We start from the raw sequence: 11682 nt of genomic DNA on the forward strand, positions 1-11682 counted from the left end.
TGAGCGTGATGGTCCACCTCCCTCCCGTAAACGTCATGTCGCTGCATTCGCACTGCCTTGTGAGGCGTCTTCCTTGGAATGCGGCTTCGGGACGCCGCGCCCACGCGTACGGTCCATCTCGCGCCATTCCGGCCGCAGTCCAGCCAGATTCGTGGTGAGGAAGTACGCGGCGCCACAGGCGAGCAGCACCGGCACGAGTCCGACAGCGGTCACCGCCGCCCCGGCGAGCAGCCCGCCGAGAGGGATGCCGGCCCAGGCCAGCGAGTCACCGAGGGCGTTGCCCCGGCCCAGCATCCGGCGCGGCACCCGCTCGACGAGGACGGCCCCCAGCACTGGGTTGACGAAGCCGGCACCGAACCCACTGACCGCGAAGACGGCCAGTACCACCCCCAACGGGGCATCGAAGGCGAGGATCAGGAACCTCGGTGCCCCGGCCAGCAGGAACCCGGTGAGAACCACCACCCGCCGCCGCAGCCGGTGCGCGACCACTGCGGCGATCAGGCTCCCGCCGACCGCCGCGGCCCCCATCACGCTGCCCATCAGGCCGATCGCGGTCGGCCCGTTGCCGGACTCCCTGGCCCAGACGGGTACGAGCACCGAGGTGAACGCCGCGTCCAGCAGGTTGGTGATGCCGACCATGACGATGACGGTGAGCAGCAGCGGCTCGCCGCGCAGGAAGGTGAAGCCTTCGCCGAACCGCCGCCAGTAACCCGGTTCCGTTCCCCCGGCCTGCGAGAGGGCTTCCTCGACCGCGTGCCCCATACCGCGAGGCAGGGCGAGTTTGATGATCACCGATCCGAGGGCGAAGCAGCCCGCGTTTACGGCGAGCCCGGTCAGGGGACCGAGCAGCGCCACCAGGGATCCGCCGGCCGCCAGGCCGACCGTGGAGGCGAGCCGCTCGGTCACACCGGCCAGACCGGTGGCCCGCTCCAGCGGCACCCGGCCGCGCTCGGCCGCTTCCGGGATCATCACTTCCTTGGCCAAATCGCCGGGTCCCCGGGCCGCGCCGATCAGAACGACCAGAACCAGCAGAAGGGGAAAGGAGAGCAGGTCCAGGGCGTGGAGCAGGGGAACCGCCGCGGCGGCGGTCGCGCTGGCCAGATCGGTGGTCCAGGAAACGGCCCGCGGGCCGATCCAGTCCACCAGCGGTCCGGTGAACGCCTTGACCACCACATAGGGAGTCATCTCACAGAAGGCGACCAGTCCGGTCTGGGTGGCGCTACCGGTTGTGACGAGGACGAACCAGGGCAGTGCCACAACGGAGATCCGCGTGCCGGTCAGCGACACGGCCATGGCCGCCAGCACCCCACCCAGCGGCCGTAAGGACCTCTTGCCGGGTATGCCGTCGGCCTCCGAGGCGTCGTCGGTCATGACGTCGGGCCTCCTTCCGCTTCCTGAGGGCCGGAAGGGAGCGACGACGCGGCAGGCGCATCCAGTTCGGGCAGGATCTGCGTGATCACGGCGACCCGTTCGGCTCCCTCGGGGGCACTTGCCGCCGTCTCCGGCGTGTCTCGCCGGTAGCGCGCGATGACTTCCGTCAACTCCCGGTACAGGGCGGCGGCTTCCTCGGGCGTGAGCCGCAGGGCCCAGTCGCTCATGTCGAAGGTGTTCCGCCATGCGCGGGGCATCGTCTGAAGCCCGTTCAGGGTCTGCTGTGTGCGCAGGGTGTAGATGGCGGCGACGGACTGCTGGTAGGCCAGTGCGGCCTCGGGCTCCCGTTCGGCCAGCTCCGGATCGTTGAACCAGGTAGTCCGGTGCACCGAACGCCACCAGCGCTCTCGCGCGTTGCCGCGTTCGGTGTCCTCCTCGACGAAACCGGCCGCGTCGAGCTGCCGGAGGTGGTAGCTGGCCGTACCAGAATTCACGCCCAGCCGCTCCGCGAGGCGGGTGGCCGTCGACGGGCCGTACTTCCGCAGCAGCCCGACCAACTGCACGCGCACCGGATGCGCCAGGGCACGCAGCCCCTTGGCATCCAGGACAACCGAGTCCTCTTCAACGTTCGGGCCATCCGGCCTCTCCACTGCATCAGCCATGCGGCACACGGTAGTCCGCAAAGAGTTCTTCGCAAAGAGACCTTCGCGAAGAACTCTTTGCGGTTCAGGTCGCTTGCGAGGTGCCGCTGCTCATTTACCGACCGATTCCTGGGCAAGATCGGGAAGCCGAGGTTCACGACTGGATCAGCGCTGGATCATGTACGTGAAACGGCGTCAGAAAGTCGGCGTGCGGACCGGCGATCTTGTGGGATACACGCGTGTGTCCACAAAGGGGCAGTTGCTCGACCGGCAGATCCACGCACTCACCGAAGCGGGATGCATCCGGATCTTCGCCGACAAGAAGTCAGGCAAGGACGCCGAACGGGGGGAACTGTGGGCCGCGCTCGACTACTTCCGGCCCGGGGACAACCTCGTCGTCCGGTCGCTCGACCGGCTCGGTCACTCCATCCAGGACCTCATCGCGATCGTCTCCGGCCTACGCAAGCGCGGCGTCGGCTTCACCTCGCTGCATGAGGCGCTCGACACCACCACCCCTGCGGGCGCCTGGTCTTCCACGTCTTCGCCGCCCTGGCCGAGTTCATCCGTGAACTCATCGTGCAGGGCACCAACGAGGGCCTGGATGCCGCCCGCGCCCGTGGGGCCCGCCTCGGACGCCCGCCGGCCATGACCGACGAACAGATCCGCCACGACCGCGACCTGCTCACCCGTCCGGAGAACACTGTCGCCTCGATCGCCAAGTTTCTCGGGGTGTCCCGCAACACGATCTACAAGTACGTGCCCGAGCTCAAGGGTGGCCGCCGCGCGCTCGCTGCCGCAACGGCCACGCCTGAGCTGCCCCGACCTGCACAGTCGACGGAGTAAGACCGCCGTTCGCGGCTGGTGACACGGTTCTTACCGGCGCGTCAGAGACGCAGGGAGGCACCTGCGCTGCCGGCTTGATGGGCCTGGGCGGCAGCGGCGTCCGCCCGGCTGAGTTCCCCGTAGGCGAGGGTGAGACACGCAGTGATGGCCAGCATCGCACCCGGGATCGTGAACATCGCGCGTTGGTCGCTCCTGACGATCGTCTCGTACTGGCTGCACGAGATCTCGATCCTCTTCCAGGGACGCTCGGAGCGGTCTTCCGCGTAGTACAGGCCGTTCCGGATCTGAGGCTCTGCCAGGTCAGCCGGACTGCCCATCACCGTTCCTCCCAGTACGGCGCCTGCGACGCCCAGTACCGCGAGCCCCGCCTGCACCCTGCCGGGAAGACACCGGACCGCGAGCCACATCGTGGACTTGTCCGCCTTGGCCAGGGCGCCTTGGACCAGGCCGACAATCATGAGGGGGACGGCGACCAGCAGGCCCAGCACCATCACGCCCGCCGCGGCGTCCTTCGACATCGACGCACCCGGCACGAACGTGAGCGCGGCGAGCGTCAGCAGGACGGTACTCGTCCCGGCCCCGATCCCCGCCCGCACCTTGTAGTTCCGCCTCATGCCGAGGAGCGTCGCACATCTCCCACTCCGGGTCATTGCCGTATCCCGGCAATGACCGGCGCCGGTCGCCGCCGTACGTCAACGAGTCACGGCTTGTCCATGCCCCGTCAACCACGTCCCCCTAGGGTCCGACACGCACAACCCCGCCTCCGACCCCGGCGGCGGGGCGGTCACGGCACCTGGAGCAGAAGTGGAACGTCGTACCTTCCTCCGTGCGACCGCCATCGGCGGCACCTCGGCCGTCCTCGGCGGAACCCTGTGGCGCGGCGCCGCGTACGCCGCCCCCGCCCAGCCCGGCACGGGCCCGTACGGGGCCCTCGGCTCGCCGGACGCCAACGGCATCAGACTCCCCAGCGGTTTCACCAGCCGGGTGATAGCCCGCTCCGGGCAGACAGTCACCGGCACGTCATACACCTGGCACAACGCACCCGACGGCGGCGCCTGTTACGCGGACGGCAGCGGCTGGATCTACGTCTCCAACTCGGAGATCAACCCCTCGGGCGGCGCGAGCGCGGTGAAGTTCTCGTCAACCGGCGCGATCACCTCGGCGTACCGCATCCTGTCCGGCACCCGGCAGAACTGCGCGGGCGGGAGGACCCCGTGGAACACCTGGCTGTCCTGCGAGGAGGTGGACCGCGGCTACGTCTACGAGACGGACCCGTGGGGCACGAACGCGGCGACGCGGCGCGCGGCGATGGGCCGCTTCAAGCACGAGGCCGCGGCGGCCGACCCCGTCCGCGAGGTCATCTACATGACGGAGGACGTGTCGGACGGCTGCTTCTACCGTTTCCGGCCGACGACCTGGGGCGACCTGTCGTCCGGCACCCTGGAGGTCCTGGTCGCCGGCACCGGCACCAGCGGCCCGGTGACCTGGGCGACGGTCCCCGACCCGACCGGCGCCACCGCCACCCGCAACCAGGTCTCCGGCGCCAAGCGCTTCACCGGCGGCGAGGGCTGCTACTACGCCGACGACACCTGCTGGTTCACGACGAAGGGCGACAACCGCGTCTGGCAGTACAACGCGGCGGCCCAGACCGTCGAACTCGCCTACGACGACTCCCTGGTGACGTCCGGCACCGCCCCGCTCACCGGCGTCGACAACGTCACGGGCTCGTCCTCCGGCGACCTGTTCGTCGCTGAGGACGGCGGCAACATGGAGATCTGCGTGATCACCCCGGACGACGTGGTGGCCCCGTTCCTGCGCATCGACGGCCAGTCCGGCTCGGAGATCACCGGGCCCGCCTTCTCCCCCGACGGGACGCGGCTGTACTTCTCCAGCCAGCGCGGCACCAGCGGGAGTTCGTCGGGCGGGATCACGTACGAGGTGAAGGGGCCGTTCCGCCCGTAACCCCTGATGGCGGCACTGTGTTGCGGGCCTCCGGACCCAGTGCAACGGTGTTCGAGGGGGCAACGCCGACGGCCTGGCAAGGGACCGCCTTGCAGGTCACGGCACCACGCGTCGATACACGACCGCACGGGCCCACCATCCCTGGCGCCTCCCCCTTCGTGAATCGACGCGCGTCCACGAAGGGGGGACGCACACAGAAAGCGGGAATTCAATGGCGAACGGACCCATGGACAGGCGCGCCTTCGGCGAGCAGCCCGATCGGCCCACTGGCCCCCTCACCGGCCAGCACTCGGAGTACACCGGTCGGTACGTGGTCCTGCTCGACCCGAGTAACCAGGAAAGCGGACTGAACGCACTGCGTTCCAACGCCGACATCGCGTCCGTCGAACGTGTCCGAGGATCAGAGACCGCGAACGTCGCCGAACTCCTCGAGCGCCCCGATGTCTCGGTGCTCTTCGAAGACCTCGCCGCCGTCGTCGTCGAGGTGCGGCCCGAGCAGCGTCACGCGCTGGTGACCTCGGCCGAGGCGGAGTCCTCGATCATCGCCGCCGAGCCGGAGCGCATGGTCTACGCCATGCCGATCACCGCCCCGCACCAGGCGCCGACCGAGTTCTTCCCGGCCTTCCGCAGCGACGAGGAAGTGGTCAGCCGCCACACCGAGGCCGAGATCGCCACCGGCCATGGCCCGGCCTGGCACGAGAAGGACTGGACCTGGGGCCTCCAGGCGATCCGGGCCAACCTGTCCCACCTGACCGGAAAGGGTGTGAAGATCGCCGTCCTCGACACCGGCGTGGACGCCGACCACCCGGACCTGGCCGGGCGCATCCCGGCGACGGTCTCCTTCGTGCCCAACGAGACCGCCGACGACGGCAACGGCCACGGCACGCACTGCATCGGCACCGCCGCCGGTTCGGCCCACCCCCGGCAGGGCCCCCGCTACGGCGTGGCGCCCGACGCGCAGATCCTCGCGGCCAAAGTGCTCAACAACGCGGGCAGCGGCAGCGACGGCCAGATCCTGGCGGCCATGGCCTGGGCCGTCTCCCAGGGCGCGAAGGTGATCTCCATGTCGCTCGGTGCCCGGGTCCGGCCGGGTGAGCTCTTCCCGCAGACGTACGAGATCCTGGCCCAGCGCGTGCTCAGGCACGGGACGGTGATCGTCGCCGCCGCGGGCAACGACAGTATGCGGCCGGGCTCCATCGTGCCCGTCAGCCGGCCTGCCAACTGCCCCTCCATCCTCGCGGTGGCCGCGCTCGACAAGGCGCTCAACCCGTCGTTCTTCTCCAACGGCGGCATCAACGACCAGGGCGGCGAGATCAACATCGCCGCGCCCGGCAGAGACGTGCACTCGGCCGCCCCTGACGGCGGGTACCGGGTTCTGAGCGGCACCAGCATGGCCACCCCGCACGCAGCGGGTGTCATCGCACTGCTCGCCCAGGCGAACCCCAACGCTTCCGCGGCCGAGCTCATGGCCAGTCTGAAGGCCAGCGCGTTCCCGATGGTGCAGCCCGTCAGGGACGTCGGCACGGGCCTGCTCCAGGCCCCGTGAGCGAGTCGTCCCAGTCCGAGCCGGTCGGGGTCGTCCTCGCGGTCGACCCCGACCGGTTCGCGGACGTGGTCGAGGCGTTGCGGCGGGCCGGGCTGACGGTCACGGGCGAGCAGCCGGTCCTGGGCACGCTCTCCGGCACCGTCCCGGAGGACCGGCTGCCGGCCCTGGAGGCGGTCGACGGCGTCGAAGCCGTGGACCGGGAGCGCACCATCCAACTCCCCCCGCCCGACTCCCCGATCCAGTGATCCCGTGAACGCCGGCCGGGCTACTCCCGCCAGCCCGCGGTGACCCGAAGTCACCATGCACCAGCACATCGCGCGGGCCTGCCGCCCCGGGGGCCGGCAGGTCCGCCGGCGTCGCGTGGATCCGGCGCAGCACCTCCCCGCGGGAACGGAGCACGTCCTCCGCGCGCCCGGCGTCGATGAGTTCCTGGCCGTGCACCCCGGGGACGAAGCCGAGCGTCAGGGTGCCTTCGCCGGCCCGGAGCAGTGGGGGCACGGGCACCTGCCCGCCACCCCGCAGCCCCCGCAACAAGGTCCGCTCGCGCGCGAGTCGGTCGGCGGCGTCGGGACCGTCGTACGTCTTTGCCGGAAGCGTGGGCGCGACCCCGTACGACACGCACGAGAGGACGGCACCCCGCACAAGGTGCCGCCCTCTCTTCGTGAGCCGGAACTGCCGCCGCGGTCGTGAGGGTCGGGTGACTCGACGGCAGTCCCGGGGTTCAGTGGCCGTAGGGCCTGGTGCCCCGGCAGGCAACGTTCGCCCGTCAAGGAGCGGCGTCCGGTGCGTGCTCTCGGCGTGCCGGGTAACAAGCCCTCGTACTGGACGTACTTGGGTTTGTGCCCGGTGCGGCGAGTGGGGGCACCTCCCACGCCCTTGGGCAGTGGGGGAGCGTACCGGGCGTCGCGACGGGGCGAATGTCGCCTGTTGGGGCACTAGCGGTGGTCGCTGCCCACCGACTGCGAGGCCGCACGCCCCGCCTCCAACCGCGCCACCGGGATCCGGAACGGCGAGCAGGAGACGTAGTCCAGACCCACCTCGTGGAAGAAGTGGACCGACTCCGGGTCACCGCCGTGCTCACCGCAGACGCCGAGCTTCAGGTCGGGGCGGGTGGCGCGGCCGGCCTCCGCGGCCAGCTTCACCAGCGAACCCACGCCGTCCTTGTCGATCGTCTCGAACGGGCTGACGCCGAAGATGCCCTTCTCCAGGTACGCCGTGAAGAAGCTCGCCTCCACGTCGTCCCGGCTGAAGCCCCACACCGTCTGGGTCAGGTCGTTCGTGCCGAAGCTGAAGAACTCCGCCGCCTCCGCGATCTGGCCCGCCGTCAGCGCGGCCCGCGGCAACTCGATCATCGTGCCGATCGCCAGCTTCAGTTCCGTACCCGTCGCCGCCTGGACCTCCGCGATGACCTGGTCGGCCTCCTCGCGGACGATCTCCAGCTCCTGGACCGTGCCCACCAGCGGGATCATGATCTCCGCTCGCGGGTCGCCCTTCGCCGACTTCCGCTCGGCCGCCGCCTCCGCGATCGCCCGTACCTGCATCGTGAACAGGCCCGGGATGACCAGGCCCAGGCGCACCCCGCGCAGGCCCAGCATCGGGTTCTGCTCGTGCAGCCGGTGCACCGCCTGGAGCAGGCGCAGCTCGTTCTCGTGCGGCTCCTGGCGGGACTCGGCCAGCGCCACGCGCACCGACAGCTCGGTGATGTCCGGCAGGAACTCGTGCAGCGGCGGGTCGAGGAGGCGGATGGTGACGGGCAGACCGTCCATCGCCGAGAAGAGCTCCACGAAGTCCTGCTTCTGGAGCGGGAGAAGCTCCTTCAGCGACTCCTCGCGCTCGGCCTCCGTGTCCGCCAGGATCAGGCGTTCCACCAGCTCACGGCGGTCGCCGAGGAACATGTGCTCCGTACGGCACAGGCCGATGCCCTGGGCGCCGAAGCGGCGGGCGCGCAGCGCGTCCTCGGCGTTGTCCGCGTTGGCGCGCACCCGCAGGCGGCGCTTGCGGTCGGCGAAGGCCATGATCCGGTGCACGGCCTCGACCAGTTCGTCGGCGTCGTGGGCGCCCGCGTGCATCCGGCCCTCGAAGTACTCCACGACGGGAGACGGGACGACCGGCACCTCGCCCAGGTACACCTTGCCGGACGACCCGTCGATGGAGATCAGGTCGCCCTCCTCCACCACATGCCCGCCCAGGACCGTCATCCGGCGCCGCTTGGTGTCGACCTCGAGCTCCTCGGCACCGCACACACAGGTCTTGCCCATGCCACGCGCCACCACGGCGGCGTGCGAGGTCTTGCCGCCGCGGCTGGTCAGGATGCCCTCCGCCGCGATCATGCCGTCGAGGTCGTCGGGGTTGGTCTCCCGGCGGACCAGGATGACCTTCTCGCCGGAACGCGACCACTTCACCGCGGTGTACGAGTCGAAGACCGCCTTGCCGACCGCCGCACCCGGCGACGCCGCGATGCCCCGGCCGACCTGCTCGACCTTCGCCTCGTCGTCGAAGCGCGGGAACATCAGCTGCGCGAGCTGGGCGCCGCTGACGCGCTGCAGCGCCTCGGCCTCGTCGATCAGGCCCTGGTCCACCAGCTGGGTGGCGATGCGGAAGGCCGCGCCCGCCGTGCGCTTGCCGACGCGGGTCTGGAGCATCCACAGCTGGCCGCGCTCGATGGTGAACTCGATGTCGCAGAGATCCTTGTAGTGGTTCTCCAGGGTCTCCATGATCTGCATCAGCTGGTCGTACGACTTCTTGTCGATCTTCTCCAGCTCCGCGAGCGGGACGGTGTTGCGGATGCCCGCGACCACGTCCTCGCCCTGGGCGTTCTGCAGGTAGTCGCCGTACACGCCCTGGTGGCCGGAGGCGGGGTCCCTCGTGAACGCCACACCCGTACCCGAGTCGGGGCCCAGGTTGCCGAACACCATCGAGCAGACGTTGACGGCCGTGCCCAGGTCGTGCGGGATGCGCTCCTGGCGGCGGTACAGCTTGGCGCGGTCGGTGTTCCAGGAGTCGAAGACCGCGTGGATGGCGAGGTCCATCTGCTCGCGCGGGTCCTGCGGGAAGTCCCGGCCTGCCTGGGTCTTGACGATCTTCTTGAACTTGGTGACGAGCTTCTTGAGGTCGGCCGCCTCCAGCTCGGTGTCGACCGTGACCTTCTTGGTCACCTTGGCCTGCTCCAGCGCCTCCTCGAAGAGGTCGCCGTCGACGCCGAGGACGGTCTTGCCGAACATCTGGATGAGGCGCCGGTAGGAGTCCCAGGCGAACCGGTCGTCGCCGGCCTGCTTGGCGAGGCCCTGCACGGACTTGTCGGAGAGGCCGATGTTCAGGACGGTGTCCATCATGCCGGGCATGGAGAACTTCGCGCCGGAGCGGACGGAGACGAGCAGCGGGTCGTCGGCCTGGCCGAGCTTCTTGCCCATGCGCTGCTCCAGCGCGTCGAGGTGCGCAGTCACCTCGTCACGCAGTGCCGCCGGCTCGTCGCCGCTGTCGAGGTAGACCTTGCAGGCCTCGGTGGTGATCGTGAAGCCCGGAGGAACCGGAAGGCCCAGGTTGGTCATCTCGGCGAGGTTCGCGCCCTTGCCGCCGAGGAGGTCCTTGAGGTCCTTGTTGCCCTCGGTGAAGTCGTAAACGAACTTTGTTTCTTCCGACACGGGTCCCAACTCCTCGAGGACGCGGTGGCTGCCCTGACGGCGAGGAACATACCCAGATCGAAGGCGTCTGGGTACGTCCACTTGTGCGTCATACGCCTGTAACCACTCGTCCGCCAGCGGATCAAAAGTCAAAGCTTGGCAAGCAGAGACCGGTGCATGTTTTCACTTCTTGAACGCATCACCGTCCACGGAAGCCAGGTGTCGCTCAGATGAGCAGCTATCAGCACGTATGATTTCGATCGATGAACGATCAAGGGGTGGCACTCAGTGCCACCCCTCCACGAAGTGCAGTCGCCCAAGATCCGCTCATCTGAGCGCACCCCTTATCAGGGGTGGCGAGAATCACGCTTCCACAGGCGCCGGGATTTCACCATGCGGACGGATGTCCGGACGGAAACAAAGACGTCATACGCGCCATACGCGCCATACGCGTCATACGCCGAGCGCCCGCAGCCGCTCCTCCACCCGCTCCGGCGCGTACAGATACTCGACGACCATCGCCCCGGCCCCCACCAGCCCGGCCCGCTCCCCGAGCCGCGAGGTCACCACGTCCAGATGAGCGGTCGAGCGCGGCAGCGCCCGCTGGTAGAGCAGCTCCCGTACGCCGGTGAGGAAGGGAGTTCCGGCCAGATCCCCGGCGATCATCAGCACACCCGGATTGAGCAGCGTCACGACCGTCGCGAGGACGTCCCCGACCTGCCGCCCGGCCTCCCGCGCCAGCGCGGCCGCCCCCGGATGCCCGGACGCCAGCAGGTCCCGCACATCTGAGCCGGACGCCGCCGGTACGCCCGTCTCCGCCAGCCGCCGGGCCACGGCGCCACCGCTCGCGACGGCGGCCAGACAACCGTAGGACCCGCACCGGCACAGCGCGTCGGCGCCCACCCGGATGTGCCCGATGTCGCCCGCGCCCCCGTCGACGCCCCGGAAGACCGAGCCGTCGACCACAACTCCGGCACCGATACCGGTGGACACCTTGACCAGCACGAACGCCGAGCAGTCGGGATACGCCGTGCGCTGTTCGCCGTACGCCATGAGGTTGGCGTCGTTGTCGACCAGGACCGGCACCTGGGCGGCCCCCGTGTGCTCGGTGAAGGCCCGGGCCAGGCGCCCCCGTATGTCGTAGCCGTCCCAGTCCGGCATGATCGGCGGCTGCACCACCCGGCCGGTCTCGCTGTCCACCGGCCCGGGCACGGCGATCCCGATGCCGCAGACCTCGTCGGCCCGGTGCCCCGCCTTCTCCAGCAGCTCGCCGAACCAGCGTCCCAGCTCACCGAGCACCGCATCCGGCCCGTCCTCGATGACCAGCGTGCCGCTGTGCTCGGCGAGGATCTCGCCGGTCAGGGACAGGACGGCGGCGCGGGCATGGCGGGTGTCGAGGTCGGCGGCGAGGACGACGGCATGGGCGTCGTCGAACTCCAGGGTGATGGAGGGGCGGCCGCCCAGCGGGGAGTCCACGGGACCGCCGGCGCCCTCGCGCAGCCAGCCCGCGCGGAAGAGGCGGTCCAGGCGCTGGCCGACGGTGGCGCGGGAGAGGCCGGTGGCCTGCTGGAGGGCACCACGGGTCGTCGCGTGTCCACTGCGCACCAGTTCGAGCAGCTCCCCGGCGCTGGCCTGACTGCTTCCTCTGGTGGTCCTGCCCGTCCTACTGCCCGGCCGTCCGGTCATGCGCACCCCCTTG

The 11682-nt window shown here is 69.9% G+C and carries 10 protein-coding genes and 1 pseudogene; 6 read left to right on the plus strand and 5 right to left on the minus strand.

Features of this window, described 5'->3' with window-relative positions; all coding sequences use genetic code 11:
- Nucleotides 1-33 precede the first annotated feature (33 nt).
- Both AQJ91_RS04440 and AQJ91_RS04445 read right to left on the minus strand, forming a co-directional pair.
- Nucleotides 34-1371, minus strand: a complete 1338-nt coding sequence (locus AQJ91_RS04440; RefSeq protein WP_067016550.1) for an MFS transporter — start codon at nucleotides 1369-1371, stop codon at nucleotides 34-36.
- Nucleotides 1368-2033 (minus strand): ArsR/SmtB family transcription factor, encoded by a 666-nt coding sequence (locus AQJ91_RS04445; RefSeq protein WP_067016552.1) that lies wholly within the window; start codon nucleotides 2031-2033, stop codon nucleotides 1368-1370. Before AQJ91_RS04445 ends, AQJ91_RS04440 begins: the two co-directional genes overlap by 4 nt.
- Before the next feature lie 157 nt (nucleotides 2034-2190).
- Between AQJ91_RS04445 and AQJ91_RS55155 the strand changes: the two are divergent.
- A pseudogene (locus tag AQJ91_RS55155) lies at nucleotides 2191-2576 on the plus strand (recombinase family protein); the annotation flags it as partial.
- A gap of 81 nt (nucleotides 2577-2657) precedes the next feature.
- Nucleotides 2658-2855: a helix-turn-helix domain-containing protein gene (locus AQJ91_RS55160; RefSeq protein WP_234381830.1), complete on the plus strand. Its 198-nt coding sequence runs from the start codon at nucleotides 2658-2660 to the stop codon at nucleotides 2853-2855.
- Between the two features lie 41 nt (nucleotides 2856-2896).
- On the opposite strand, the gene AQJ91_RS51815 is transcribed toward AQJ91_RS55160, so the two are convergent.
- Entirely contained in the window at nucleotides 2897-3469 is a 573-nt protein-coding gene (locus AQJ91_RS51815) for a hypothetical protein (protein ID WP_067016554.1), read from the minus strand.
- Between the two features lie 190 nt (nucleotides 3470-3659).
- On the opposite strand from AQJ91_RS51815, the gene AQJ91_RS04460 reads away from it, so the two are divergent.
- The 4 genes from AQJ91_RS04460 to AQJ91_RS53355 all read left to right on the plus strand — a co-directional run bounded on the left by AQJ91_RS04460 (nucleotide 3660) and on the right by AQJ91_RS53355 (nucleotide 7053).
- Nucleotides 3660-4817: an alkaline phosphatase PhoX gene (locus AQJ91_RS04460; RefSeq protein ID WP_067016556.1), complete on the plus strand. Its 1158-nt coding sequence runs from the start codon at nucleotides 3660-3662 to the stop codon at nucleotides 4815-4817.
- A gap of 226 nt (nucleotides 4818-5043) precedes the next feature.
- Entirely contained in the window at nucleotides 5044-6363 is a 1320-nt protein-coding gene (locus AQJ91_RS04465; protein ID WP_234381800.1) for a S8 family peptidase, read from the plus strand.
- On the plus strand, nucleotides 6360-6608 hold the full coding sequence (locus tag AQJ91_RS04470; RefSeq protein ID WP_067016558.1) for a hypothetical protein: 249 nt from the start codon (nucleotides 6360-6362) through the stop codon (nucleotides 6606-6608). Before AQJ91_RS04465 ends, AQJ91_RS04470 begins: the two co-directional genes overlap by 4 nt.
- A gap of 55 nt (nucleotides 6609-6663) precedes the next feature.
- Nucleotides 6664-7053 (plus strand): hypothetical protein, encoded by a 390-nt coding sequence (locus AQJ91_RS53355; protein ID WP_159054481.1) that lies wholly within the window; start codon nucleotides 6664-6666, stop codon nucleotides 7051-7053.
- A 245-nt stretch (nucleotides 7054-7298) separates the two neighbouring features.
- Here the strand turns inward: AQJ91_RS53355 and ppdK are convergent, their stop codons facing one another.
- A complete protein-coding gene (gene ppdK / locus AQJ91_RS04475; protein WP_407696822.1) occupies nucleotides 7299-10085 on the minus strand; it encodes a pyruvate, phosphate dikinase in 2787 nt (928 codons plus the stop codon).
- A gap of 351 nt (nucleotides 10086-10436) precedes the next feature.
- Complete coding sequence (locus AQJ91_RS04480) at nucleotides 10437-11669, minus strand: ROK family protein (protein WP_067016563.1); 1233 nt, start codon at nucleotides 11667-11669, stop codon at nucleotides 10437-10439.
- Between the last annotated feature and the right edge of the window lie 13 nt (nucleotides 11670-11682).

It is taken from the genome of Streptomyces dysideae (assembly GCF_001514305.1).
Classification (GTDB): Bacteria; Actinomycetota; Actinomycetes; order Streptomycetales; family Streptomycetaceae; genus Streptomyces; species Streptomyces dysideae.

What these genes read in the sequence shown, in the direction of transcription:
- AQJ91_RS51815 (WP_067016554.1), bottom strand. Translation starts at nt 3,469, where the DNA reads ATGAGGCGGAACTACAAGGTGCGGGCGGGGATCGGGGCCGGGACGAGT.
- AQJ91_RS04480 (WP_067016563.1), bottom strand. Translation starts at nt 11,669, where the DNA reads ATGACCGGACGGCCGGGCAGTAGGACGGGCAGGACCACCAGAGGAAGC.
- AQJ91_RS53355 (WP_159054481.1), top strand. Translation starts at nt 6,664, where the DNA reads ATGCACCAGCACATCGCGCGGGCCTGCCGCCCCGGGGGCCGGCAGGTC.
- AQJ91_RS55160 (WP_234381830.1), top strand. Translation starts at nt 2,658, where the DNA reads ATGACCGACGAACAGATCCGCCACGACCGCGACCTGCTCACCCGTCCG.
- AQJ91_RS04445 (WP_067016552.1), bottom strand. Translation starts at nt 2,033, where the DNA reads ATGGCTGATGCAGTGGAGAGGCCGGATGGCCCGAACGTTGAAGAGGAC.
- AQJ91_RS04465 (WP_234381800.1), top strand. Translation starts at nt 5,044, where the DNA reads ATGGACAGGCGCGCCTTCGGCGAGCAGCCCGATCGGCCCACTGGCCCC.
- AQJ91_RS04440 (WP_067016550.1), bottom strand. Translation starts at nt 1,371, where the DNA reads ATGACCGACGACGCCTCGGAGGCCGACGGCATACCCGGCAAGAGGTCC.